This is a genomic window from Marinococcus sp. LNHM3E3-2.2 (assembly GCF_056034385.1).
Genome location: NZ_JBQLIC010000006.1, coordinates 63,853 through 87,966 on the forward strand (window position 1 = coordinate 63,853; position 24,114 = coordinate 87,966).

Here is a 24,114-nt window from a genome sequence, read left to right on the forward strand (position 1 = left end):
TGTCCGCTAAAGCCTGGCCTGCTGATGTTCAAGCACTTCACTCAGCGTCTGGCGGAAAGCTTCGTTCTGCTCTTCGGTCCCTATCGTTACACGGATCGATTCCGGATAGCCGAGGGCTTCTCCTGAACGGATGATAATTCCCTTTTTCAGCATTTCGTCAAAAACAACGCTTCCCGCAACTCCTGTATGAATCAGCAGAAAATTGGTCTGGGAAGGCACATAGTCCAGTCCGTGCTCTTCGCAGAAAAACGTCATTTTATCGAGTTCGGTTTTATTTTTCTCCCGGCACTTTTCAATAAAGGCGCGGTCCTTCAAGGCGGCCGTTGCCGCCCGCTGGGCCACAGCTGTCACGTTGAACGGGGGCCGGACCGGATCCAGGGACTGAATCAGTTCTTCGTGGCTCACGCCGTAGCCAACCCGGAGTGATGCCAGGCCGTAAGCTTTTGAAAAGGTACGCAAAAGAAGAAGGTTCGGGTATTCCTGCAGCAGCTTCAGCGTATCCGGATAATCGTTTGCAGTCACATATTCAATGTAAGCTTCATCTGAAACCACCAGTACGTTTTCCGGCACCCGGTCAAGGAATGCCACAAACGCTTCATCATTAATATAGGCTCCGGACGGATTGTTCGGATTACATACCCAGACAATACGTGTCTGTTCATCAATCGCTTCAAGCATAGCTTCCAGCTGATGTTCCCCGTCCACTGCCGGAATTTCACGGATTTCTGCTCCTTCAATGGCTGCATTATGCTTGTACTGCGAAAACGACGGCACTGCCATAACGGTATTTGTGTCCGGACCTAGCATGGCCCGGCAGAGCATTAAAATAACTTCATCGGAGCCGGCTCCAAACAGCAGCTGTTTTTCTCCAACATTCAGCTCTTCGGCCACTGCCTGACGCAGCTCAGCTGCATAACCATCCGGATAAATTTCCGGATCGGCGGCCGCTTCCTCGATTGCCCGTTTAGCCTGCGGCGGAGCACCGTATGGATTTTCATTGGAAGCCATTTTATGGACGGTAGTCAGTCCGAGCTCCCGTTTCACTTCTTCAATTGGTTTCCCCGGCTGGTAAGGCGTCATGCCTTTGATTTGTTTTTTAATATACAACTTTGTCACCTCGTCTTTCTATGCTGATTACTATCTTACGACGAAATTAGCTCGGAGACAAAGGTTTTAATTTCGTTCAGCGCCTGCTCGCGCTCTGTTTTTTCGGCCGAAACGAGTGCCTCCTGCTGTTCTTCGACGATTTTCATAATCGCACTGCCGACGACAACGCCGTCGCTCACACCGTCAAGCAGCTCCACCTGCCGGCGGTTGGATATGCCAAAGCCGACAGCAACCGGCACCGTGCTTGCTTCTTTCACTTTGCGGATAAACGCATAGGCTTCGTCCGGGAAGGCATCCCTCGTACCAGTTACGCCAAGACTTGAAACGCAGTACAGAAAACCCTGGGCCTGGGAGGCAATTTTTTCAATGCGGTGGGCAGATGTCGGTGCCACAAGTGAAATGACCGACAGTCCCTTTTCCCTGGCAAGCTCACTGATAAAACTGCTCTCTTCCATGGGAAGATCCGGAATCAGCACCCCGTTTGCCCCGGCAGATGCCGCTTCTTTGACAAACGTCTCTTCTCCCATGCGCAGCACCGGATTCACATAGGAAAACACGACCACCGGAATTGTCAGTCCACGTTCTCTCATCGTCCGAATCATGCGCAGAGCCCCTTTCAGGCTCATACCACCTTTAAGGGCGCGTTGGGCTGAACGCTGCAGCAGAGGACCGTCAGCCAGTGGATCAGAATACGGGATGCCGAGCTCTAAAATGTGGGCGCCTGCCTCTTGAAGCGAAAGAGCAATCGAAATCGTCGCTTCTTCATGCGGGTCCCCTGCCATAATAAATGGCACGAACAAAGGGTACGGAGCCTGCGCTGCCGCTTCTTCCACTGTTAGCACATTTGTTGCTTTATTCATCACTGCTCTCCCCTTCCATACGACGGCGGATCGTTTCAACGTCTTTATCTCCACGACCCGAGAGGCAGATAACGATTCGTTCACTTCTGTCCATCTGTTTGGCTTTTTCAAACGCCAGGTAAAGGGCATGGGAGGTTTCAATCGCCGGAAGAATGCCTTCTTTCTTTGTTAAGAGCGAAAGTGCTTCCAGGGATTCTTCGTCTGTCACACCCGTGTATTCCACGCGGCCGCTTTCAGCCAGATGGGCGTGCTCCGGTCCAATGCCCGGATAATCCAGTCCAGCGGAAATGGAATACGGCTCAATAATCTGTCCGTTCTCATCTTGGATTAAATACGTCAGCGACCCGTGGATCACCCCGCGGGTGCCTTTCGTAATGGTTGCTGCGTGCATAGCTGTATGCACGCCCATGCCGGCAGCCTCCGCACCGTAAAGCTTTACGTCGTCTTCAAGAAACGGATAAAACATGCCGATCGCATTGCTTCCGCCTCCCACGCATGCTGCAATCGCATCCGGAAGAGCCCCGCACCGCGTCTGCATCTGCCGTTTGGTTTCATCTCCAATAATCCGCTGATAGTTCCGGACAATCATTGGATAGGGATGCGGGCCAACGACCGAACCGATCAGATAAAACGTATCTTCCACGTTTGTTACCCAGTAGCGGATGGCTTCATTGGTGGCGTCCTTTAAAGTTTTGTTTCCGGAAGAGGCCGGCAGCACTTCCGCTCCCAGAAGCTCCATACGGAAGACATTCAGTTCCTGCCGTTCCATATCCTCTTCGCCCATAAACACCTTGCACTCCAGCCCAAACTTAGCACAGACGGTCGCTGTCGCCACACCGTGCTGGCCGGCGCCTGTTTCTGCAACAATTTTTGATTTCCCCATCCGTCTGGCCAGAAGTACCTGGCCGATGGCATTATTTAATTTATGGGCACCGGTATGAAGCAGGTCCTCCCGTTTTAAATAAATTTCCGCTCCGCCCAGATGCTCCGTCAGGTGGCCCGCGAACGTCAGCGGGGTTTCCCTGCCAGCATATTCACGCAGAATGTCCTGGTACTCCTCGTGAAAGGATTCATCCTCCCAGGCCGCGTTAAATGCTTCTTCAAGTTCCTCCAGTGCATACATGAGCGTTTCCGGCACATACTTTCCGCCGTAATCCCCGTACCGTCCGTGTTCATCGGGATATATCTGCTGCATAGCTATTCAACCTCTTCTCTAATTGTTCTAATAAGCCGGCATCCTTTACTCCGTCTTTTTCGAGTCCGCTGGAAATATCAATGCCCGCCGGATGATAAGCAAGCAGGTCTTCAACATTTTCCGGGCGGACTCCTCCTGCAATAAATAACGGAAGTCGGTGGGCTTTTCCGGCTTTAATATAGCCAGGCACGTGCTCCCAGGCGAAGGATTCGCCTGAGCCTCCAAACCGGCCATCGACTTTGGCGTCGATGATAAAACCATCAACGTAATCCGCATAGGCATCGATCTGCTGATGAGTGTATTCTCCATGCGGCAGGGCTTTCCAAACATCCTTCCCTGTGCGGTGGCGGATCACCGCCGCTTCTTCCGGCGGTTCCTCGCCGTGCAGCTGAATCACGTCCGCCTGTATTTCTTCAACGGTCGCAATCACTTTTCGCACCGGTGCATTCACAAACAGGGCTGTTATCTTTTTACCGTGCAGCGGATGAGTCTGCAGCCATTCGCGAACGGCTCCCGGCTCTACCTCCCGTTTCCCCGGGGCAAATACAAACCCTGCAAAAGCGGCAGAGGAAGAAGCTGCAAGCCGCACATCATTTTCGGAATGCAGGCCGCACATTTTAAACATCGGCGTCTGTGGAGGCATGGTCGCTCACTCCCCGCAGTTTTAATAACGCTTCACGTACATCCGGCTGTCTCATAAGTGATTCTCCGACGAGCGCCGCTTCTGCCCCGAGCAGCTGTACATAATCGAGGTCTTCGTTTGTACGGATACCGCTTTCGCTCACAAGCACACTGCCTTCCGGTATGAACGAAGCTGCTTTTCCTGTCTGCCCAAGTTCTGTATGGAACGTATAGAGATCACGGTTATTAATACCGATAATTTCCGGCGTAAACTGATGGAGAAGTTCGTGCAGCTTTTCAGGCGAATGTGCTTCTACAAGCACCTCCATCCCGAGCTCGTAGGCCTGCTGGTATAATTCGTGCAGCTTTTCCGGAGCAATGGCCTCTGCGATCAGTAAAATAGCATCTGCCCCCATCGCCGCACTTTCCTCCACCTGTCTGGCATCGATAATAAAGTCCTTTCGCAGTACAGGCAGAGCGGAGATTTTTTTGACCGCTGTCAGATAGCTGCCGCTCCCCTGGAAATACGTTTCATCCGTCAGCACCGATAGAGCAGCGGCGCCTCCCCGTTCATAGCCAAGAGCGATGGCTTCCGGATCAAAATCACTCCGTATCAGCCCTTTGGAGGGCGAAGCTTTTTTGACTTCCGCAATAATCTGTACGTTCGGCGGATCCTGCTGCAGTGCTTTTTTCAGCGAATAAAAAGGCACGTCCGGACGCTCGCCCACCGTAATCCGGGAAAGTTCTTCCTGTTTAGTTTGCAGTATTTTTTCAAGCATACGTTGAATTAACCTCATTTCCCCGCAGGCGCTGCAGCTGCTGTTCGGCTTTGCCTCCGCGGATGACTTCTTCCGCAAGCTGCACGCCGTCTGCGATTGTTTCTGCACGGCCGGCAGCGTAAAATGCAGCACCCATGTTTAATAGTAAAATGTCTTTTGCAGCACCGGTTTCTGAGCCGTTAAAAATATTTTCGATCAGCACTGCGCTTTCTTCTGCTGTTTCCACCTGCACCTCTTCGACGGGAGATCTCTTCAGCCCTGCCTCTTCGGGTGTAATTTCATATTTCATAATTTCACCATTCCGAAGCTCCGTAATGTACGTACTGTCTGAAATCGTCATTTCATCAAGTCCGTCTCTGCCGGTAACAAATAAAGCCCTGCTTGCACCCAGGTTTTTCAGTACGTAGGCCATCTTCTCCCCGTATTCCCGGTCAAACACACCGACCACCTGAATATCAGCGTTTGCCGGATTTGTTAACGGACCGAGCACGTTAAAGATTGTACGAAAACCCAGTTCTTTTCTCGGGGTGACTGCATGCTTCATCGCTACGTGGTACAGCGGGGCAAACAGAAAGGCCAGCCCTTTTTCCTGCAGGGCTTTTACCGCCTCATCAGGTCCTGACTGTACAGGCACCTGCAGTGTTTCAAGCACATCGGCGCTGCCGCTTTTGGATGATACCGAGCGGTTGCCGTGCTTAGCTACTTTAATACCCGCTCCGCTTAACGCAATCGCAGAGGCGGTGGAAATATTGTACGTTGAACTTACGTCGCCGCCAGTGCCGCAAGTATCGAGAAGAGAAGGCTCCTCATGCTCTAAAGACAGCGCATGGCGGCGCATACTGCGGACAAAGCCGGTCAGCTCTTCCACCGTTTCGCCCCGAAACCGCATAATGGTAATAAGGCCGGCAATCTGGCTCGGCGTAGCCTCTCCCTGCATAATAAAGTCCATTGCCTGTTCTGCTTCCTGTTCTTTCAGTGTATGCCCCTCAATACATTTATTCAACAGTGCCTTAAGCATGAATATTCTCTCCCTTCTCATCGGTGAACATTGCTTCGGCAGCGGCTACTGTACGAAGAAGAGCTGCTGCTTTATTCTGCGTTTCTTCATATTCCGATGCCGGGTCCGAATCGGCAACGATACCGGCACCGGCCTGGACCTTTGCCGTCTGATTTTCCACAAGCATAGTCCGGATGGCAATACAGGAGTCAATGTTGCCGTCAAAGCCCATATAGCAGACAGCCCCGGCATACATACCGCGCCTTGTCGGCTCGAGCTCCTTTAAAATTTCCATCGCACGGATTTTCGGCGCTCCGGAAACGGTTCCGGCCGGGAAAGCGGACTGAAGAGCCGCAACCGGGGAAACAAACGGGGAAAGTCTTCCTGTCACTTTGGAAATAATATGCATGACGTGTGAGAAGCGGACTGTTTCAAGCAGCACCGGCGTTTCCACCGTGCCGTAGGAAGCAATCCGGCCAACATCATTTCTGGCCAAGTCAACGAGCATAAAGTGTTCCGCCCGCTCTTTTTCATCGGCAAGCAGCTCTTCTTCGAGTGCTTTATCTTCTGTGTCAGTCTTTCCACGCTTGCGGGTCCCGGCAATCGGATGAATTTCCACGTGGCCGTCGAGCACCTGCACGAGTCGTTCCGGAGAACTTCCTACCACTTCTGTTTCCCCGAGACGCAAATAAAACAAATACGGCGACGGGTTGATCATGCGGAGCACCCGGTAAAGGTCAAAGCCGCTTACCGTTGTCGGAAGCTCAAAGCGCTGGGATAGCACTGTTTGAAATACATCTCCGGCTACAATATATTCTTTAATTTTCTCCACTGCCTCCATGAAGTCTTCCTTCGAATAATTGGATTGAACCCGGCTGAAGTCCACTGCTGTGTTTTTTTCCAGCGGCGGATACATGGCGGAGCCGGAATTTCCGTTCTGCAAACTCTTTTGAAGCTTTCCCACCGTTGCCTTTGCTTCGTCAAAACGTTTCTCAGGCTCTTTATCTGTATGTTCATCGTAATAAATGATTGTCAGCTCTTTATTCGTCTGATCGAGCGCCATAATCGTGCGGCAGTACACAAAGTGTATACGTGATTCCGGGGCGCTCTCCGGGGCAAGCTTTGGCTCGAACAATTCCACGGCATCGTAGGAGAGGGCCCCAACAGCTCCGCCTTTAAATGGGAGATCCACCTCCGGGAGCGAAGGATCAATATAGTCTGTCGCCTGCTGCATGCAGGCCTCCAGATCAGAAGCTGTAAGTATGAGGGTGCCGTCCGTTTTCTCGAGACGAAACTCCCCTCCCTGCTCTACAATCCGGTAGGAAGGATGAAGCCCGACAAACGAGTAACGGGACCACGGAGAGGCTTCGTCTTTACTTTCAAGCAGATATACCGCATCTTCCTGAAAGTGGCGAAACACATCGATGGGGGTGAGGGTGTCGGAAAAGTAATGCTCCATATAGGGAATTGTGCGGTGGAACGCACATTCGTCAGTGAATGCTTGCTTCGTTGTTTTGGTCACGGTTTTTCCTCCTTTGATCGGAAAAGCATGCCAGAACACGAGAAAAACCTCTCTGCGGACAGAGAGGCATGATAGAAGAGAACCCTGCATATAACTTCGCAGGATTTTTTGGTTAAATGTATTGTCAGGTATCTTCTATTCTCTGCTATTCTGCCTCTGCTCTTCTAACTCTCTATGCTGCCTCCGATGGCAGCGCTCATCTATACCTTAACTGTCGATGCTCTAAACTTATACTTATCCTACTAGGAATCCTTTTGCTTTGTCAAACCCAGGTCCGGGCGAAGCGCCACCGCTTCGTTCAAAAAGATATGCTTCACATCTTTTGCAGGTACATTCACGTCCGCAGTCATCATTACGCGGATGCACCGCTCCAGGCTCCCGGGCACCGGGATTTCCTGTGCACACATTACCGGTACAAACTCCCAACCAGGAATCTCCCTCGCTGCTTTTGCCGGAAAAGCAGCGTTAAGATCAGAAGTGACCGTAAACCAAATATGCGAGACCTGGTCCGCGGTAATGTGATTTTCCGCAATCATCTCCTCAAGTACCCGGCCGGTTTCCTCCCAGATCTCTTCTGCGCGGTTTTGTTTTACCGTTGTTGCTCCCCGTACACCTCGTATCACTGTTGTCACCTGCCTATTTGTAATAGCGATCGAGCAGCTGCCTGATCGTGTTTTCTTCCACTTTTGCTGTCAGCGGTTTCCCCGGCTTCTCAAGCAGCACGTAATGGATATCCCCGTGGGAAGCTTTTTTATCTCTTTTCATCGATTCCACTAATGTGTCCGCCGAAAGCCCGCCCGGGGCGTCCACCGGATAACCCAGCGACTCGAGCCATGCTTTTTCTTTCTCCAGCTCCCAGTCGCCTGCGCTCTCGTTATTACTTACCGCAAGAGCAAACCACAGGCCGGCGGCCACTCCTTCTCCATGAGTAATGCGTCCGTAGCCCATTTCTTTCTCCAGGGCGTGGCCAAGGGTGTGCCCAAGATTTAAAAACGCCCGCACTCCCTGCTCGCGTTCGTCTTCTTCGACAATACGCGCTTTAACTTCAATCGACCGTTTAATCCACGAAGCAACCTCCGGTGACTTCATGTCCTCCACGCTCTGTACACGGGCTTTCAAATCCTGTAAAAAGGCCTCCCCGTCAAGGTAGGCGTGCTTGATCATTTCGGCAAAGCCGGAGCGCCACTCCGCGTCGGGCAGGGTATGCAGCGTCGCAGTATCATATATGACAGCCAGAGGCGGATGGAAAGCGCCGGCCAGATTTTTGCCTGCTTTCAGGTTAATACCCGTCTTTCCACCTACGCTGCTGTCCTGGGCAAGAAGAGTAGTCGGCAGTTGAATATAGTCTACACCCCGCATGTATCCGGCTGCCGCAAAGCCGGTCAAATCACCGGCCACTCCGCCGCCGAGCGCCACAAAGACCGCCTTCCTGTCCATTTCGTTTTCTGCCGCGAATTCCCACAGCCGGGAAAGCTCTTCCACCGATTTAGACTGCTCACCTGAAGGCATCACATAGGTGCTTACGGGCAGCAGCCTGGCGAGCTGGCCTTCTGTCTCTTCCCGGTAGAGAGTGTTCACGGTCTTGTCTACGACGAGGAGAAAGCGGCTCTTGCCTGCCGTAGTTTCCTTTAAAAGATCTGCAAGCTGATAGCGCAGTCCTTCCCCGATTATGACCGGGTAGCTTCTCTTCTCCGCCTGTATCTGAACAGTTTCCATTAGTTAAAAATCCTTGGCTTCCTGTACATACTCTTCAAAGTTCCGGCGGATACGGTCCACATTATCTGTACCGAACATATCCAAAAAGGAAACGGCGACTTCAAACGCCACAACGTTTTCCATTACAACCGAAGCAGCAGGCACTGCACAGCTGTCCGAGCGCTCAATGCTCGCTTTAAACGGTTCTTTGGAGTCAATATCTACGCTTTGCAATGGCTTATAGAGGGTCGGAATCGGCTTCATCACGCCCTGGATAACTACCGGCATACCGTTGGTCATCCCGCCTTCAAATCCGCCAAGGTTGTTGGTGCTCCGGTAATAGCCGTTCTTTTCGTCCCAGACAATTTCATCATGCACCTGGCTTCCCGGCCGGTTTGCCGCTTCAAAGCCGATACCTACTTCAGCCCCTTTAAAAGCGTTAATGCTTGCAACCGCACCGACGATTTTGCCGTCAAGCTTGTGATCGTACTGCACGTGACTGCCGAGACCCACCGGCAGGCCTTCCACTACGGTCTGTACGACACCGCCAATGGAATCGCCATCTGCCTTCGCCTTGTCGATCGCTTCCATCATTTGTTTTTCCGCCTCTGGATCAAGACAGCGGACCGGAGAGGCTTCTGATTTTTCCTGAAGCTCCTGCATGGAGGAATAAGACGTCTCTGCTGAATGGATACCGCCTATCGTAAGAACCTGGCCGCCTACTTCTATTCCGAAGGTTTTGAGAACTTTTTTCGCCAGCGCCCCTGCCATTACCCGCGCAGTTGTTTCTCTTGCCGAGGAACGCTCGAGCACGTTTCTCATGTCACGGTGCCCGTATTTAATAGCCCCGTTCAGATCTGCATGCCCGGGACGGGGACGTGTAATTTTCCGCTTCACTTTTTCCGCTTCCTCTTCGGAGAGCGGTTCGGTGCCCATAATCTTTTCCCAGTGCACGAAATCGTCATTTTCGACGACCATCGTAATCGGCGCTCCGGTCGTTTTTCCATGCCGGACCCCGCTTAAAAACTTAACTTTATCTTTTTCAATCTGCATTCTGCGGCCCCGGCCATATCCGCCCTGGCGTCTGGCAAGCTCCTGGTTGATATCTTCTTCAAGAAGCTCCATCTGCGCCGGGACTCCCTCAACTATCGTTGTCTGCTGTGGTCCATGTGATTCTCCTGCGGTTAAAAATCTCATATGCGTCTTCTCTCCCCTTTGCTCCATACGTATCTCTTTAGTGCTTTTATGCAGTAAATGATAACATAATCCTCTATTTAGTGAAACTGCCAGCTTTCATCTTCCTAAAAAGCTTAGCTTTTTCGGTAAAAAAAAGTTCCGGCCGGCTCGAACTTATACTTTTCCGGATGAAACATCTGCTCCGTGCTTCCGACAAACAGTACGCCCCCCGGGCGCAGCGCACTGTAAAACTGCTGGTAAATATAATCCTTAGCTTCTTCTGTAAAATAGATCATCACATTTCTGCAAATGATAACATCTACATCCCCCACCGGTTTGTCCGCAAGCAGATTCTGCTTTTTAAAGCGAATATCACGGGCAGCCGCTTTTGTATCAAACTGGTAGGCCGGCGGACTCGCTTCAAAATATTTCTGCAGATACGCCGGCGGCACGTTTTCTACGGCCCGGCTCGAATAGATACCCATTTGCGCCTTTTCAAGAATACTGGTGTCAATATCTGTCGCCGTAATGGAAAAGGAAACCCCCGGAAATGCTTCTTTCATCATCATCCAGAGCGAGTATGGTTCTTCACCTGTAGAACACGCTGCAGACCATATGTGCAGATTGCTGCGTTTGTTAAGTATTTCGGGAAGAACCGATGTCTGCAGCACCTCCCACCGGGAAGGATTACGAAAAAACTCGGAAACATTGATAGTCATCCGCTCAAGTATTTCCTTCAAAAGCGCTTCGTCTTTTTGAAGCCCCCGGTCAAATAAATCTGTAAACGAATGAAAACCTTTTTTCTGTAAAAAGGATAGCAGCCGCCGCTTCATCTGCGCCTCTTTGTATAAGTGCAGATCCAGGCCGGTCAGACCCTTCATCTTTTGCACGAATAGACCGTAATCATCATTCATTGGATTTTCCACTGCTGTATGTTGTCTGCTTGTCATAGTATCCCCACTTTGCTGAGTATTATTATATCACGGCGGCCCTGTTTCTTCAGGTTCCGCCCAAAGATCTTTTTCATTATATCGACCAGCAGAAAGGGAATTTTCACTTGATCAACAGGTGGAAGGCGTATCCTGACTAATTATAAAAAAAGCGGCCCCCTGAAGGGACACGCTTTAGATTAATATCTTTTCGCCCGTTTTTCCGCTTTGGCATCCGCCACAACGAAGCAGGCGTGAATGGATGCCGGCACCCAGAAAAGCAGGAGCAGCAGAAAATTGATAAATGCCTGAAACGGCCGGCCGACGAGCAGAACCGCTACCGGCGGCAAAAGTATTGCAAGTAAATACATCATTAGTTATCACCCTTATCTTGAATTGTCTATAAGAGTGTATTCCCAAAAGCGTACCAGCTTAATCTTATTTTACAGCCAGGCATCAATGGAACGTTCATAGTCGAGCACTTCTTCCGGTTCAAAAAACAAACCAATCTCCCGATCTGCGCTCTCGAGGGAATCTGAGCCGTGGATAACGTTTTTCTCCTTCACATGGCCATAATCGCCGCGGATCGTTCCTGCCGGTGCTTCTTTTGGATCAGTTTTCCCAATCAGCAGCCGGGAAATATGTATGGCGTCCTGGCCTTCGAGCACTAAGGCAAACACTGGGCCCGACGTAATAAAACCGACCAGATCATTGAAAAAAGGTTTTTCTTTATGTTCTTCGTAATGCGTTTGGGCCAATTCAGGTGAAATGTGCATAAATTTACCGGCGGCGATTTTCAGTCCTTTTTCTTCAAAACGCTGAACAATTCTGCCAACCAGCCCGCGCTGGACTCCGTCCGGCTTTACCATTACAAACGTGCGTTCACTCGTCATATTTCTTCCCCCATCCATTACTATTTACCAAAATTAGTATAGCAAAAGTTGAAAGCGTTAGCAATTACCGCCTGGACGGGGAGAATCAATATTTTCTGCCGCCAATATATGCAGCAATGTCCTTTAAAGAATCCTTTGCCTCTATGTCCGGCAAAGTGGCAATAGCTTCGTAGGCTTTCTCGAGATACCGCTCACTCATTGTTTTTGCATATTCGATGCCTCCGGAACTGTTGATTTCCGAAAGAATGCGGGTGACCTGCTCTTCATCGACGGTTTCTTCCTGAATGGCTGTACTAATGTTTTCCTGCAGCTGCGGGTTCTGATGCATAGCATACAACGCAGGCAGCGTTACATTTCCCTGTCTCAGGTCGCCACCGGCAGGCTTTCCAAGCTCTTTTTCGCTTCCGGTAAAGTCGAGAATATCATCGATAATCTGATAGGACATACCAAGGTGATAGCCGTACCGGTAAAGCTGGCGCTGCGTCTTTTTTGATGCTCCGGCGCTTGCAGCACCGAGTTCACAGCCGGCCGCAATCAAAACTGCGGTCTTTCTCCGGATTCTGCGCAGGTACGTCCGCAGCGGCTGCTCCCAGTTGTACTGGTCCCGGATCTGCTCGATCTCGCCGACGCATATTTCGATCAGCGTCTTTGAGATAATCCGGTTGATAACAGGATCCCGGTAGTAGGCTGCACGCTCAACAGCACTTCCAAAGATATAATCACCGGTATACATCGCTACTTTGTTATCCCATGCCGCCTTAACTGTAGACTCACCCCGGCGCAGCTCGGCATCATCTATCACATCGTCATGGACGAGGGAAGCCATGTGTATCAGTTCAAGCGAAGCGGCAGCATGTTTGATATGTTCAATATCATAATTTCCAAATTTCGCACTGAGCAGCACTAAAACCGGCCGGATTCGTTTGCCTCCAGCTTTTAATAAGTGATTTGACGCTTCAGTCAGGACGGCGTGTTTCGAATCTACCGCTTCTTCCAGCGTTTTTTCGATCACTTTAATATCCGGTTTTAAATCTCTGTACAGATCCATCAGCTTCATCTTATTCACCTTCAAAATAAATAATGCACCTCGTCTCCCGGCTGCAAAATATCTAAACTTTCAACTGCTTCATTTAAATATCCATACTTATAAGCGAGATGGTAATAATAAAGCAGGCCTTCCTGCTCCCTGGCCCCAAGCGTGAAATGAAGTCCCCGGAAGTATTCCTGCCAATACGTCCTGCTGCCTCCGAGCCGATGGCTGTAATCACTGGCCATTCCGGCAAAATCGTCCTGCTGCGCTGTGCGGCGGCTTTGTAAAAAATCCTGATAGAGCGTGGACCATATGCTTCCGGCTTGATGGAACGACTCATTTTGAACGGCAAATACAGCGTAAACCATCGGCAGACCGGTATGAGCATACCACAACTCACCGAGATCGTAACGGAACCAGTCACTTTCCTCCCAGGAAGCCTTGATCGCATCATCGCCAATTAACAGGTAAGCGTCATTCTTCTCTTTCATTTTCACCGGGTCCGGTGCCTGCGTTTGATAATCCGCCTCTGTCACCTGATAGAATTCCTGCAGAATGATCTTCAGCAGATGCACGCTTGTCGCACTCGTCGATGTCAAAGCAATCCGCTTGCCCGTAAGCTCATCAAGAGGATAACGGGAGTAGAACAAAATGGACCGTACTTTGCCGGCAGAAGCTACACAAAGAGAAGGCAGAAGCGAAAGAGCACGCGTACTGGACCCAAAAGCAAACGAAGATACAGCGCTTCCGCTCAGCTTTTGTTCTTCGAGCTTTCGGTTCAGTAAAGCGGGTACGTCCTGTTCGAACCGCACCCCTTCCTGCTCTAGCTTTTGCCGGTCAAGATAATAAAAAAACGGTTTTGCATTCGTATAAGCGATTTCTCCCATTGTTATGGACATAACCATCTCTCCAAATCGTATACATCTTCCTTACGCAGGTGTACATATTTTTACATTAAAATATCTCCAAGGGTAAATACTAATATCACAATACTGATAATCCCATTCATAGGAAAAAAGGCGACCCCGACCTTCGACAAATCGTAAGGCTTCACCAGCGAATGTTCGTAGATCATGATTGCAGCGGCCGCGGCAACTCCCACAAGGTAAAACCAGCTGAGCGGCGAAAGCAGATACAGTGCCAGAAGGGAAATTAGACTGACGAGATGAAAACCCCGGGAGATGTAAAGAGCTTTTGCAATTCCGAACCGGGCCGGAATGGAATTCAGCCCGACACGCTTATCATACTCCGCATCCTGAGTCGCATAAATAATATCAAATCCGCCAATCCACATCGCCACCGCCGTAAACAGCAAAAATGCCTCCGGCTGAAGCGTGCCGGTCACTCCTACCCATCCGCCGAGCGGAGCGATCCCAATGGTTACTCCTAAAAACACATGGCAGAGCCAGGTGAAGCGCTTCGTGTAGGAATACAGCGTCATAAAAAATACAGGAATTGGCAGAAGATAGACTGCCAGCATATTTAACTGAAACGCAGCGACAAATAAAATAAAAAAAGATCCAAGCACAAACAAAATGGCTTGACCTCGTGAAACCTCCCCTGCAGGAATGGCTCGTGTTTCCGTTCGCGGATTGCGGGCATCTATTTCTGCATCGATCAGGCGGTTCAATGTCATTGCAGCGCTGCGGGCACCAAACATTGCCAGTGTAATCCAGATCCAGTCAGCAATGGAGGGCCAGGAGCCGTTGATCATCAGGCCGCCGAGCGCCGCTCCCAAAAACGCAAACGGGAGGGCGAATACGGTATGCTCGAATTTTATCATTTCTAAAATAGTTTTAATTTTACTCATTGGTTCAACTTCCTTATCACTGTCATCTTATCATTTTTTGCGGGCGATATGGGCGCAGACTGTGCCGGCAGAAAAAGGAGATATCTGCACCTGGCTGAACCCTGCTTCCATGAACATAACCCCAAGCGTTTCTTTCGACGGAAAGGCCATCGTCGATTCCTGGAGCCAGCGGTATTCGTCGTACCGGTTAATCAATACTTTTCCTATCACCGGCATAACTGATTGAAAATAAAAGGAATAAAATTTTTCCACGACGCTGTTTTCCGGCCAGGACGTTTCCAGGCACACAGCGGTACCGCCAGGCTTCAGCACCCGCTGCATTTCCTTAAGCACCCGCAGATAATCGGATACGTTCCGGAGGCCGAAGCCTATCGTTACGTAATCAAACGAGTTATCGGGAAACGGCAGGCTGTTTACATTGCCATGTATTAAATCAATGTTTCCGAGCTGTTCCCGGTGCACTTTCTCCCGGCCGACTTCAAGCATTTTTTCACTGAAGTCGATGCCGGTGGCGCTGCCGCCTTTTCCTACTGCTTTACCAAGCTGAATCGTCCAGTCTGCCGTGCCGCAGCATAAATCGAGCGCTTTTGAGCCGCGGCGGACGCTCATCTGCTTCATGGTTTTTTTCCGCCAGCGCTTATGCAGCCGGAAGCTGATCACGCTGTTCATATGGTCGTAGTTTCCTGAAATAGACTGGAATACCTGATACACTTTATTTTCTTTTTGGGTAGCCATCATTGAAACCCCTTTTTACTCAATACCTACAGCTATCCATTCATCCATTAACGATTGCAGCGTATCAGAGAGCTGTTCGTCTTTTTCAACCTGCTGATGAAAAAAGCTGTGTTCTTGATCGATTAATTGTTTTAATATTTGCTGTGCGCTCTGCGATTGGCCTTCCCAGTACTGCACCTGGGCGGCACAGGCCGAAAATTCTTCGGTACGGCCAAACCATTCCCATTCATGAAGCAGCCTTTTCAAGGCAAAAATAGACGAGGAAGCCACTGCAAGATACGGGCGTCCGTAAAAATGGATAACCGCTTCCACAATGCCCGCTTCACACGTTCTAAGTGTTTGAAGCATATCAGTATGGTTCCGGCACTCACCAAAATGCAGCTTCATTTTCGCTTCATTCATGCTTCGGATTGCCGATGTAAAAACAAGAAGGATTTCCTGATGAAAGGCAGTACTGAGCAAACGGTAGTAAAGACTGCTCATCAAATCCCCGTTCAGAATCATCAGCTGTCTTATTTTTTTGTCATCGCCGTCGTTATGCAGCTGAATCTGTTCATGAGCTTTAAACGCCGATTGAACGAGCAGTACAGCTGCAATTTGTTCCACCATCCGTTCCCGGGGCACTTTTGCTTCGCTTAATGCCTCAAGCAGAAGGTGGATCGTTTCTTCGTGCGCTTCCGGCAGCCCGATTTTCTCCTCAATATACGAGTGCTGGGTCAGGCGCTGAAACTCTTTTTTTATTTCCTCTGCACATGGTGTCCAGTAGTTGTTCATGCCGCTTCCCCCAACCCCTTAAATGCTGGTGATTTCATTTCTTGCGTTCTATGCTACCCAATTATAGCACAGCCTCTTTGTTTCCAAGAAAGATTAAGTTAATCTTCCCCGCTGCCTGCCTTCATTTCGCCGTAGCTCGTTTGTATAACCGCGTTGCCGCGCACCTTGATCGCAGAAGTATGTTCGGTAAACTGGGCGATGAGCACTTCTCCGCCATCTAATTTCTCCAAGTGATGAAAACGGGTGTCCTTGCCGCGGGTCAAGCCCATGACGTTGACACCGTCTTCTTCTGCACGGATGACGATAAAATCATCTCCATTCTGCATTTAAGACCCTCCCTGTTTTCGTTTTGTTCTCATGGTAAAGCGCCCGCTCTCTGCAGGCGCCTCGTTTTTATCTGCCCGGGATCAGTGCTTAATAAGCGACAGAACCTCGCTCCTTGCCGCCTGATCTCCTTCGAATGTTCCTCTCACTGCGGAAGTTACCGTCATAGATCCCGGTTTCTTCACGCCGCGCATGGTCATACACATATGTTCTGCTTCAAGCACGACCATCACCCCGTGAGGTTCAAGCGTCGAAACAATTTCGTTTGCGATAGTATAGGTGATACGTTCCTGAAGCTGCGGACGTTTCGCAATCGTTTCTACGGTCCGGGCCAGCTTACTGAGGCCTGTCACCATGCCGCCTTTCGGGATGTAGGCTACGTGAGCCTTACCGAAAAAAGGAACTAAATGATGCTCGCACATCGAAAAAAACGGTATGTCTTTTACCAGCACCAGTTCCTCGTGATCTTCCCCAAATACGGTTTTTAAATGCTCGTCTGCTGATTCATGCAGCCCGGCAAAAACCTCCTGGTATAAACGGGCTACTCTATCCGGTGTGTCAAGCAGGCCTTCACGGCCGGCATCTTCACCAACGCCTTCAAGAATCAGCCTGACACCTTCTTTTATTTTTTCGTGATCGAAATTAGCCACCGTAAGTCCTCCAATCAACTTCTGCTGCCTTCTGCCGCTGCTGTTTGTCTTGAAAAATTTTAGCACAAGCCCTTTTAGAAAGCAAAAGGGGCGCCTTTAAACGTAACCGGCGCATTAATTATTATCATCAAGCAGCATGATGGAGTGCTCCTTCTCATTTTTCTTCCCACGCTCCATCAGGGATTTCGCCATTTTTTCCGGCGGCACGTGTTCAAACAGTACTTTGTACAATCCTTCTGTAATCGGCATCTCCACTCCAAGCGAACGGGACCAGTGGTAGACAGCTTCAGTAGTGCGCACGCCTTCCACAACCATCCCCATCTGCTCCAGAACGTCTTCGAGGCTTTTACCTGAGCCGATTTGATTTCCAGCCCGCCAGTTCCGGCTGTGTTCACTTGTACATGTAACGATCAAATCCCCAAGACCCGAAAGCCCGGTAAAAGTGAGCGGAGATGCACCCAGATGGGTCCCGAGCCGGGTGATTTCCGCCAGCCCTCTTGTCATTAAGGCAGCTTTTGCGTTATCACCGTATCCAAGTCCTGACGTAAGACCGATGCCGAGGGCAATAATGTTTTTCAGTGCCCCGCCAAGCTCGACACCGAGAAAATCATCGTTGGTGTATACACGGAAAGCCTGATTCATAAACAGCTCCTGGACACGGGTCTGTACGTACTCAGACGTGCCGGACACTGCGACAGTGGTCGGCTGCTGCTCTGCCACTTCTTCTGCGTGGCTTGGCCCTGAAAGTACTGCCATTCCCTGAAAAGAAAGACCGGCCCACTCTTCTTCGAGAATTTGCGATACCCTTAAAAACGATTCAGGCTCAATACCTTTAGCCGCGTGTACAACTATAGTGTCCTTCTGAAGATACGGCATTAAATCCCGGGCGATTTTTCTGACGGCTCCGCTCGGGACCGCAAGAACAATAAAGGAAGCCTCTGCTGCTGCTTCCTTTATGTCCGTTGTAGCCACTATATTTTCCGGCAGTACAATCCCTTTTAAATAGCCTTCGTTTTTGTGTGTGGTGTTAATTTCTTCAGCCAGCGCTTCTCTGCGGCACCAAAGACGCACCCCATGCTGATTTTTTCCTAACACAGAAGCCAGGGCCGTTCCCCAGCTCCCTGCTCCGATAACAGCTGCCTGTTTTTTCATGCTTTTAACTCCTTTTATCCTTCACTGCTCTTTTTATACAATGAGCTTTCATTGCCACGCAGCAGGCGGACGATATTTGTACGGTGCTTCCATATCGAAAGAAGGCCGAGGAAAACGGTTAAATACAAATAGGTCTCTGGATGTCCGTTGGTGGACTGGGTATAGAAAACCGCAACCGGGGTCAAAACAGCAAACAATAGAGAACCAAGAGACACGTAACCGGTAACTGCAATAGCTGCAATCGCTATGATTCCGACATAGATTGCCGGAAAAAAGACGAGTACGCTGATAACTCCGATGGCCGTGGCCACGCCTTTACCGCCGCGGAAGCCGAAATAGACCGGCCAGTTATGCCCAAGCACAGCGGCAAGACCGCCAAGAGCGGGAGCCAGGCCCTCCACCTGGCTTAACGACAAAAATCCTGGCAGCAGGCCCGAGGCTGCCCATTGAAAAAAGAAGCCGAGCCAGACGGCCACCATTCCCTTCAGCACGTCCAAAAGCAGCACCACCACCGCCCATTTCGTGCCCAGGACCCGGCGGGTGTTGGTGGCACCGGCATTGCCGCTTCCAACAGAACGGACATCCACCTTTTTTATACGCTGTACAAATAGATAACTAAAACTAACTGAGCCGATTAGATAGCCAATCACAACTGCAAGAATTACTCCCATTGCACTCTCCCCTTACCAAACCATTTCCGTCTGCTATTCGTTTTTCTTTCTGGCCACGATTCGAAGCGGTGTGCCTTCAAACGAGAAAGCTTCGCGGCATTTGTTTTCCAAATACCTGCGATATGAAAAATGCAGCAGCTCCGGGTCATTTACAAACAACACAATAACCGGAGGGCCTGAGGCGACCTGTGTTGCAAAATTAATACGCAGGCGTTTGTTACTGTGAGTTGGGGTCGGGTTCATAATCACCGCATCCATAATAACTTCATTTAGTACGTTGGTAGGCACCCGTACGTGATGATTTTCAGCCACCTGACGCACTACCGGAAGCAGGTTCTGCATTCTCCGCTTCGTTTTGGCAGACAGGAAAACGATCGGTGCATAGTCCAGGAACTGGAACTCCTCCCGGATTACTTCGGTGAACCGGTGCATCGTTTTGTCGTCTTTTTCCACTACATCCCATTTGTTAACTACAATAACGATAGCCCGGCCGGAGTCGTGTGCGTAGCCTGCTACTTTTTTGTCCTGCTCCCGGATGCCTGCTTCGCCGTCGAGAACGACAACAGCTACATCAGCCCGTTCCATGGCACGCATCGCCCGGAGAACACTGTATTTTTCTGCTTTTTCATACACTTTTCCGCGCCGGCGCATTCCTGCCGTGTCAATGATGCTGTATTTCTGGTCGTCTTTTTCGAACTCCGTGTCCACCGCATCCCTCGTTGTACCGGGAATTTCGCTCACAATTACCCGTTCTTCTCCGAGCACTGCGTTCACGAGAGAGGATTTCCCCACGTTCGGCTGGCCGATGACTGCCATATGAATCGTGTCATCGTCCTTTTCTTCTTCATCCTCCACGGGAAACCGTTCGAGTACTTCATCAAGCAGATCACCAAGGCCAAGCCCGTGCGAGCCGGAAATCGGAAATACTTCTCCGAGTCCAAGGGAGTAAAACTCATACATCTGCTCACGCATTTCATAGTTGTCTATTTTATTCACGGCCGTGATGACCGGTTTTTTGGATCGAAGCAGAATATCTGCGACTTCTTCATCTGAAGCCGTAATGCCGTCCCGCCCGTTCACGATAAAAATAATGACGTCTGCCTCATCGATAGCAAGCTTAGCCTGCTCCCGAATTTGAGTGAGCAGAGGTTCATCGTTCAGTTCGATGCCTCCGGTGTCAATCACGTGAAAGAAGCGATGCAGCCATTCACCTTCCCCGTAAAGCCTGTCTCTTGTAATACCCGGCTCGTCTTCGACGATAGCCATTCGTTCTCCGATAATACGGTTAAATATTGTTGATTTGCCGACATTTGGCCTGCCGACAATGGCGACTGTAGGTTTTACCATCATTTTGATTCCTTTCTGTCTCTAAATCTATCTTCATTATCATAACATGAAACAGATCCGTCCCTCTCCCCCAAATTTGTATCCAGCGGGTAAAACAAGGAAAAAACCAGGCACGAAAAATGCGCCTGGTTGCTTTCACTTAATTTATATCGAACGCCGGCTGTATACAGAAGTGTCAATGCCGCGCTCTTTCAGCCAGTGGGCCGTTTCTCCGCGCAGAACAATGGGAGCCTTTTGCAGTTCATGAATGTTTTGAGCCCCGACCGCTGTCATTACTGTTTTCAGTTCCTCCTGTATCTGCCGGAGAAAAGAAGCGGCGCCCTCTGCTCCGCTTTCTTTCGCTTCCCGCAGGACGGCGCCTGCCATTCCGCTGGCACTGCCTCCAAGTGCAATAATCCTTGCGACGTCCAGGCCGTGTCTTACGCCTCCTGAGCCAATCACGCTGCCAGGGTGCCAGGCGTGTACGGTTTCGGCGATGGCCGCCGCTGTAGGGATACCCCATTGATCGAAAAAAGCAAACGGACGATCCCGTCTTTTGTTTTCAATCATGGAAAAATTCGTCCCTCCGCTGCCCCCCGCGTCAATAATGGCTACTCCGGAGCTGCGCAGCTTGGCTGCCGTTTCAAAAGAAATGCCAAACCCTACTTCTTTTACAATTACCGGAACAGAAAGCTCATTCGCAATACGTTCAATTCGGTCCATGGCTCCCTGGAAATCCCTGTCCCCTTCAGGCATAACAAGCTCCTGAATGACGTTCAAATGAATCTGAAGAGCATCAGCCTGAATCATTTCAACCGCCTGGACAGCCTGTTCCACGCTTACTTCACTTCCCGTATTGGCAAAAATAACACCGTCAGGATTTTTTTCCCGTACGATTTTGTATGTATAGGATTCCTGCTCATTTTTGATGGCCGATGTTTGGGATCCGACTGCCATAGCAACGCCAGTTGCTGCTGCAGCTTCTGCCAGTGACGCGTTAACAGCAGCTGTTTCACTGCCGCCTCCACCCGTCATTGCATTAATAAGAATCGGCGAACTTAACGAAAGTCCGCCGATTTCTACTGATGCATCTGTATAAAGAGAAGCTGAGTCAGGCAGACTTTGATGGACAAATTGAATGTCATCTAAACTGCTTTCGGCTGAAAAACCTGTGGATAAAGCATATTCAATGTGATCCTGTTTCCGCCTAGCCCGCGACACAAGCAAATCTCCTTACTTTTTATATTTTTTCAACTGATCGCCGACCATATCCCCAAGGGAGAAGCCAGCGTGATCTTCTTCCGGTGCTTCGTATTCGCTTTGAACTTTCGAATCACTGGTTTCAGGATTTTCAAGTTCTCTGATGCTTAAGGAAATACGATGCTCGGCAGGATTAATATCAAGTACTTTTGCTGTAACTGCCTGCCCTTCTTCAAGCACCTCTCCCGGCGTTCCGATGTGACGGTTCGCGATTTGGGAAATGTGGACAAGACCTTCCACTCCAGGAGCCACTTCAACAAATGCGCCGAAGCTGACCAGTCGTTTTACCTGACCATCAATAACATCTCCGGCTTCGATTTGTCCTTCAATAGTTGTCCATGGTCCAGGAAGGGTATCTTTAATCGACAGAGAAACTCTTTCGCTGTCAGGATCAACAGCTAAGATTTTTACTTCGATCTCATCGCCTTCGTTAACGATTTCTCCTGGTGATTCTACACGGTGATGAGCCATCTGCGAAATGTGGACAAGACCGTCGACACCGCCGACATCCACAAATGCGCCAAAGTTAGTCAGGCGCTGCACTGTTCCTTTCACCGTATCTCCTACATTCAAGTTTTCAAGCACTTCTTTCTTCTTCACTTCGGCCTCCTCGTCCAGAACGGCACGCTGAGATAAAATCAGCTTGTTTTCTTCCGGATCTATTTCTGCAATTTTTAGTCTTAATGTTTTTCCCTGATAATCTGAAAAATCTTCCACATAATATCTTTCCACGAGCGAAGCCGGGATAAAGCCACGCACGCCTAGATCGACCACAAGCCCGCCTTTGACAATTTCAGCCACCTGGGCTTCAATAACATCGCCGGATTCATACTTTTCCTGAAGCTCGCCCCAGGATTTATCAGCAAGTGCTGCCCGGCGGGAGAGAACCAGCTCATCATCTTCCATTTTTGTTACTTTGAATTCGAGCTGATCTCCTTCCTTGAGCACATCGTCTACTTTTTCTACGTGCAGGCTTGAAAGTTCGCTGATCGGAATAACCGCATCCACTTTATAACCGGCATCCGCGTACGCCTGTTTTTCCTCTACCTTTGTTACTGTGGCAGTAATGATATCTCCCACGTTAAACTCTTTCATACCTTCAAGTTCGTTGTTCATTTCATCTGCCATTGACCATTGCCTCCTTCAGTGTCCTTAAATCCTGTCTATGGGGTTTTTGGGGATTTTGAAGTGTTAACCGGACTGCAGCTGGCTGGTGCCTGTCTTTGCCTGGTGATGAACGGCTTTAATTTCTTCCATGATTACTTCGGTCGCTTCTTCAGCTTTCGCTTTATTCGTCCGAAGGTCCTGCATGGGCACCGGCCGGCCTATCACTACATTCACACGCCTGAACAGACCGTAACGGCCGCTGATAGCAACCGGAACTACTGCTGCGTCTGAACGGAGAGCAAAAAAACCGGCGCCGGTTAATCCTTTTCCTATTTCCCCGCTTTTACTCCTAGTACCCTCAGGAAAAAGACATAAAACCTGTCCCTCGTTTAAAAATTGAATTCCCTGTTTTAATGACTTTCGGTCTACCACGCCTCTGCGGACGGGAAACGCTCCGACAAAATACATAATAAAACCCAGAATTTTTTTGTTAAACAATTCGCTTTTAGCCATAAAGTGCACTTTTCTGCGAATATGAGTGGCAAGCAGAGGCGGATCAAAGTTGCTGATATGATTCGAACAGATCAGAACCGGCCCTTCCTTCGGCACGTTCTCTCTTCCGGTCACCCGGACACGCATAAAAATAACCGCAAGAAAATAGGCAGAATACTTTACGATATTATACATCATGAGACTGATTCACCTTCTCTTCTGCGAGCGCTGTGATCCTGGTGATAACTTCCGGGATGGTAAGAGCAGTCGTATCAATCTCCACAGCATCCTCTGCTTTTTTTAGCGGAGAATGCTCCCTGGCTTTATCGAACTCGTCCCGGTGAATGATCGCTTCATAAATTTCATCGTAATCCGCCGGGGTGCCACGCTCCTGCACCTCCTTGTACCTTCGAAGTGCACGCTCTTCTGCTGAAGCAACCAGGAATATTTTTAATTCCGCATCCGGAAGAATGGTAGTGCCGATATCCCGGCCATCGAGCACCGCCCCTTTTTCTGCCGCAAGCCGGCGCTGCTTCAGAGCCATTTCCTCACGTACACCAAGGTGGGCCGCGGTCAGAGATACAACGCTGTCCACCTCGCTCGTACGGATAGCTTCAGACACGTCTTCCCCGTCGAGGTATACTTCGCTCACCTTCGGGTTACCGACAAGACGGATGCTGGCGGCTTTTAACAGCTCCGTCATTTTTCTCCCGTCGTCCAGGGGCGTGCCTGTGCGCAGCGCCTTTAACGACAGCGCCCGGTACATTGCTCCTGTATCGATGTATGTATAATCAAGCTGCACGGCACATCCTTTCGATACAGTGCTTTTCCCAGCACCGGCCGGCCCGTCAATAGCAATATTGATTTTCCTCATCCTCCTGCACCCCGCCCATTAGATTGTTGAACATGTAGCATCTGCTCATCATTTTCAAAACTAACATATTTCGTCCCGTTTGCATATATGGCACCTGCCGAACTTTTCATTTCCCGGTACTTTACAAACAGAAAA

At 49.9% G+C, this 24,114-nt stretch carries 27 protein-coding genes; all 27 read right to left on the reverse strand.

Going from position 1 to position 24,114, the window contains the following annotated elements:
- Positions 1–6 precede the first annotated feature (6 nt).
- Positions 7–1,107 (reverse strand): histidinol-phosphate transaminase, encoded by a 1,101-nt coding sequence (hisC, locus tag ACTRXF_RS09800; protein ID WP_474278951.1) that lies wholly within the window; start codon positions 1,105–1,107, stop codon positions 7–9.
- A 35-nt stretch (positions 1,108–1,142) separates the two neighbouring features.
- Positions 1,143–1,967 carry a tryptophan synthase subunit alpha gene (gene trpA / locus ACTRXF_RS09805; RefSeq protein WP_474278953.1) on the reverse strand — a complete coding sequence of 275 codons (825 nt, stop codon included), beginning with the start codon at positions 1,965–1,967 and terminating at the stop codon, positions 1,143–1,145.
- Positions 1,960–3,162: a tryptophan synthase subunit beta gene (gene trpB / locus ACTRXF_RS09810; RefSeq protein WP_474278955.1), complete on the reverse strand. Its 1,203-nt coding sequence runs from the start codon at positions 3,160–3,162 to the stop codon at positions 1,960–1,962. Before trpB ends, trpA begins: the two co-directional genes overlap by 8 nt.
- Positions 3,140–3,805, reverse strand: coding sequence for a phosphoribosylanthranilate isomerase (locus tag ACTRXF_RS09815; protein WP_474278957.1), 666 nt, complete (start codon positions 3,803–3,805; stop codon positions 3,140–3,142). Before ACTRXF_RS09815 ends, trpB begins: the two co-directional genes overlap by 23 nt.
- On the reverse strand, positions 3,780–4,562 hold the full coding sequence (trpC, locus tag ACTRXF_RS09820) for an indole-3-glycerol phosphate synthase TrpC (protein ID WP_474262136.1): 783 nt from the start codon (positions 4,560–4,562) through the stop codon (positions 3,780–3,782). The genes ACTRXF_RS09815 and trpC overlap by 26 nt, the downstream gene beginning before the upstream one ends.
- Positions 4,555–5,580, reverse strand: a complete 1,026-nt coding sequence (gene trpD / locus ACTRXF_RS09825) for an anthranilate phosphoribosyltransferase (RefSeq protein ID WP_474262137.1) — start codon at positions 5,578–5,580, stop codon at positions 4,555–4,557. The genes trpC and trpD overlap by 8 nt, the downstream gene beginning before the upstream one ends.
- On the reverse strand, positions 5,573–7,081 hold the full coding sequence (trpE, locus tag ACTRXF_RS09830; RefSeq protein WP_474278959.1) for an anthranilate synthase component I: 1,509 nt from the start codon (positions 7,079–7,081) through the stop codon (positions 5,573–5,575). The genes trpD and trpE overlap by 8 nt, the downstream gene beginning before the upstream one ends.
- Before the next feature lie 242 nt (positions 7,082–7,323).
- Positions 7,324–7,704: a chorismate mutase gene (gene aroH, locus ACTRXF_RS09835; RefSeq protein ID WP_474262139.1), complete on the reverse strand. Its 381-nt coding sequence runs from the start codon at positions 7,702–7,704 to the stop codon at positions 7,324–7,326.
- 13 nt (positions 7,705–7,717) lie between these two features.
- Positions 7,718–8,797, reverse strand: coding sequence for a 3-dehydroquinate synthase (gene aroB, locus ACTRXF_RS09840; RefSeq protein ID WP_474278961.1), 1,080 nt, complete (start codon positions 8,795–8,797; stop codon positions 7,718–7,720).
- Positions 8,798–8,800: 3 nt separating this feature from the next.
- Positions 8,801–9,973 carry a chorismate synthase gene (gene aroC, locus ACTRXF_RS09845; protein WP_474278963.1) on the reverse strand — a complete coding sequence of 391 codons (1,173 nt, stop codon included), beginning with the start codon at positions 9,971–9,973 and terminating at the stop codon, positions 8,801–8,803.
- A gap of 113 nt (positions 9,974–10,086) precedes the next feature.
- The gene (locus ACTRXF_RS09850; protein WP_474278965.1) at positions 10,087–10,902 is read right to left on the reverse strand and encodes a CheR family methyltransferase; all 816 of its coding nucleotides are present in this window, start codon (positions 10,900–10,902) and stop codon (positions 10,087–10,089) included.
- A 179-nt stretch (positions 10,903–11,081) separates the two neighbouring features.
- Positions 11,082–11,255, reverse strand: coding sequence for a YqaE/Pmp3 family membrane protein (locus ACTRXF_RS09855; RefSeq protein ID WP_462866522.1), 174 nt, complete (start codon positions 11,253–11,255; stop codon positions 11,082–11,084).
- Between the two features lie 69 nt (positions 11,256–11,324).
- Positions 11,325–11,774 (reverse strand): nucleoside-diphosphate kinase, encoded by a 450-nt coding sequence (gene ndk, locus ACTRXF_RS09860; protein WP_474278967.1) that lies wholly within the window; start codon positions 11,772–11,774, stop codon positions 11,325–11,327.
- Between the two features lie 85 nt (positions 11,775–11,859).
- Positions 11,860–12,831 carry a heptaprenyl diphosphate synthase component II gene (gene hepT / locus ACTRXF_RS09865; RefSeq protein ID WP_474262143.1) on the reverse strand — a complete coding sequence of 324 codons (972 nt, stop codon included), beginning with the start codon at positions 12,829–12,831 and terminating at the stop codon, positions 11,860–11,862.
- 11 nt (positions 12,832–12,842) lie between these two features.
- Positions 12,843–13,703, reverse strand: coding sequence for a menaquinone biosynthesis protein (locus ACTRXF_RS09870; protein ID WP_474278969.1), 861 nt, complete (start codon positions 13,701–13,703; stop codon positions 12,843–12,845).
- Between the two features lie 50 nt (positions 13,704–13,753).
- Complete coding sequence (locus ACTRXF_RS09875; protein ID WP_474262145.1) at positions 13,754–14,614, reverse strand: UbiA-like polyprenyltransferase; 861 nt, start codon at positions 14,612–14,614, stop codon at positions 13,754–13,756.
- A 30-nt stretch (positions 14,615–14,644) separates the two neighbouring features.
- A complete protein-coding gene (locus tag ACTRXF_RS09880) occupies positions 14,645–15,349 on the reverse strand; it encodes a demethylmenaquinone methyltransferase (protein ID WP_474278971.1) in 705 nt (234 codons plus the stop codon).
- 15 nt (positions 15,350–15,364) lie between these two features.
- Positions 15,365–16,123 carry a heptaprenyl diphosphate synthase component 1 gene (locus ACTRXF_RS09885; protein WP_474262149.1) on the reverse strand — a complete coding sequence of 253 codons (759 nt, stop codon included), beginning with the start codon at positions 16,121–16,123 and terminating at the stop codon, positions 15,365–15,367.
- 98 nt (positions 16,124–16,221) lie between these two features.
- On the reverse strand, positions 16,222–16,449 hold the full coding sequence (mtrB, locus tag ACTRXF_RS09890) for a trp RNA-binding attenuation protein MtrB (protein ID WP_091611224.1): 228 nt from the start codon (positions 16,447–16,449) through the stop codon (positions 16,222–16,224).
- A gap of 81 nt (positions 16,450–16,530) precedes the next feature.
- Positions 16,531–17,097, reverse strand: a complete 567-nt coding sequence (gene folE, locus ACTRXF_RS09895) for a GTP cyclohydrolase I FolE (protein WP_322525149.1) — start codon at positions 17,095–17,097, stop codon at positions 16,531–16,533.
- 114 nt (positions 17,098–17,211) lie between these two features.
- Positions 17,212–18,249: an NAD(P)H-dependent glycerol-3-phosphate dehydrogenase gene (locus ACTRXF_RS09900; protein ID WP_474262150.1), complete on the reverse strand. Its 1,038-nt coding sequence runs from the start codon at positions 18,247–18,249 to the stop codon at positions 17,212–17,214.
- A 14-nt stretch (positions 18,250–18,263) separates the two neighbouring features.
- Positions 18,264–18,920, reverse strand: a complete 657-nt coding sequence (gene plsY / locus ACTRXF_RS09905) for a glycerol-3-phosphate 1-O-acyltransferase PlsY (RefSeq protein WP_474278974.1) — start codon at positions 18,918–18,920, stop codon at positions 18,264–18,266.
- Between the two features lie 33 nt (positions 18,921–18,953).
- Positions 18,954–20,267, reverse strand: a complete 1,314-nt coding sequence (gene der / locus ACTRXF_RS09910; RefSeq protein WP_474278976.1) for a ribosome biogenesis GTPase Der — start codon at positions 20,265–20,267, stop codon at positions 18,954–18,956.
- 144 nt (positions 20,268–20,411) lie between these two features.
- Positions 20,412–21,467 (reverse strand): type 2 isopentenyl-diphosphate Delta-isomerase, encoded by a 1,056-nt coding sequence (gene fni / locus ACTRXF_RS09915; protein ID WP_474278978.1) that lies wholly within the window; start codon positions 21,465–21,467, stop codon positions 20,412–20,414.
- A 12-nt stretch (positions 21,468–21,479) separates the two neighbouring features.
- The gene (gene rpsA / locus ACTRXF_RS09920) at positions 21,480–22,634 is read right to left on the reverse strand and encodes a 30S ribosomal protein S1 (protein ID WP_091611240.1); all 1,155 of its coding nucleotides are present in this window, start codon (positions 22,632–22,634) and stop codon (positions 21,480–21,482) included.
- 63 nt (positions 22,635–22,697) lie between these two features.
- Entirely contained in the window at positions 22,698–23,303 is a 606-nt protein-coding gene (locus ACTRXF_RS09925; RefSeq protein ID WP_322525154.1) for a lysophospholipid acyltransferase family protein, read from the reverse strand.
- Positions 23,293–23,979, reverse strand: coding sequence for a (d)CMP kinase (cmk, locus tag ACTRXF_RS09930; protein WP_474278980.1), 687 nt, complete (start codon positions 23,977–23,979; stop codon positions 23,293–23,295). The genes ACTRXF_RS09925 and cmk overlap by 11 nt, the downstream gene beginning before the upstream one ends.
- Positions 23,980–24,114: the final 135 nt, after the last annotated feature.

What these genes read in the sequence shown, in the direction of transcription:
- trpA (WP_474278953.1), bottom strand. Translation starts at nt 1,967, where the DNA reads ATGAATAAAGCAACAAATGTGCTAACAGTGGAAGAAGCGGCAGCGCAG.
- trpB (WP_474278955.1), bottom strand. Translation starts at nt 3,162, where the DNA reads ATGCAGCAGATATATCCCGATGAACACGGACGGTACGGGGATTACGGC.
- ACTRXF_RS09815 (WP_474278957.1), bottom strand. Translation starts at nt 3,805, where the DNA reads ATGCCTCCACAGACGCCGATGTTTAAAATGTGCGGCCTGCATTCCGAA.
- trpC (WP_474262136.1), bottom strand. Translation starts at nt 4,562, where the DNA reads ATGCTTGAAAAAATACTGCAAACTAAACAGGAAGAACTTTCCCGGATT.
- trpD (WP_474262137.1), bottom strand. Translation starts at nt 5,580, where the DNA reads ATGCTTAAGGCACTGTTGAATAAATGTATTGAGGGGCATACACTGAAA.
- aroB (WP_474278961.1), bottom strand. Translation starts at nt 8,797, where the DNA reads ATGGAAACTGTTCAGATACAGGCGGAGAAGAGAAGCTACCCGGTCATA.
- aroC (WP_474278963.1), bottom strand. Translation starts at nt 9,973, where the DNA reads ATGAGATTTTTAACCGCAGGAGAATCACATGGACCACAGCAGACAACG.
- ACTRXF_RS09850 (WP_474278965.1), bottom strand. Translation starts at nt 10,902, where the DNA reads ATGACAAGCAGACAACATACAGCAGTGGAAAATCCAATGAATGATGAT.
- ACTRXF_RS09855 (WP_462866522.1), bottom strand. Translation starts at nt 11,255, where the DNA reads ATGATGTATTTACTTGCAATACTTTTGCCGCCGGTAGCGGTTCTGCTC.
- ndk (WP_474278967.1), bottom strand. Translation starts at nt 11,774, where the DNA reads ATGACGAGTGAACGCACGTTTGTAATGGTAAAGCCGGACGGAGTCCAG.
- hepT (WP_474262143.1), bottom strand. Translation starts at nt 12,831, where the DNA reads ATGAAGCTGATGGATCTGTACAGAGATTTAAAACCGGATATTAAAGTG.
- ACTRXF_RS09870 (WP_474278969.1), bottom strand. Translation starts at nt 13,703, where the DNA reads ATGTCCATAACAATGGGAGAAATCGCTTATACGAATGCAAAACCGTTT.
- ACTRXF_RS09875 (WP_474262145.1), bottom strand. Translation starts at nt 14,614, where the DNA reads ATGAGTAAAATTAAAACTATTTTAGAAATGATAAAATTCGAGCATACC.
- ACTRXF_RS09880 (WP_474278971.1), bottom strand. Translation starts at nt 15,349, where the DNA reads ATGGCTACCCAAAAAGAAAATAAAGTGTATCAGGTATTCCAGTCTATT.
- ACTRXF_RS09885 (WP_474262149.1), bottom strand. Translation starts at nt 16,123, where the DNA reads ATGAACAACTACTGGACACCATGTGCAGAGGAAATAAAAAAAGAGTTT.
- mtrB (WP_091611224.1), bottom strand. Translation starts at nt 16,449, where the DNA reads ATGCAGAATGGAGATGATTTTATCGTCATCCGTGCAGAAGAAGACGGT.
- ACTRXF_RS09900 (WP_474262150.1), bottom strand. Translation starts at nt 18,249, where the DNA reads ATGAAAAAACAGGCAGCTGTTATCGGAGCAGGGAGCTGGGGAACGGCC.
- plsY (WP_474278974.1), bottom strand. Translation starts at nt 18,920, where the DNA reads ATGGGAGTAATTCTTGCAGTTGTGATTGGCTATCTAATCGGCTCAGTT.
- der (WP_474278976.1), bottom strand. Translation starts at nt 20,267, where the DNA reads ATGGTAAAACCTACAGTCGCCATTGTCGGCAGGCCAAATGTCGGCAAA.
- rpsA (WP_091611240.1), bottom strand. Translation starts at nt 22,634, where the DNA reads ATGGCAGATGAAATGAACAACGAACTTGAAGGTATGAAAGAGTTTAAC.
- ACTRXF_RS09925 (WP_322525154.1), bottom strand. Translation starts at nt 23,303, where the DNA reads ATGATGTATAATATCGTAAAGTATTCTGCCTATTTTCTTGCGGTTATT.
- cmk (WP_474278980.1), bottom strand. Translation starts at nt 23,979, where the DNA reads ATGAGGAAAATCAATATTGCTATTGACGGGCCGGCCGGTGCTGGGAAA.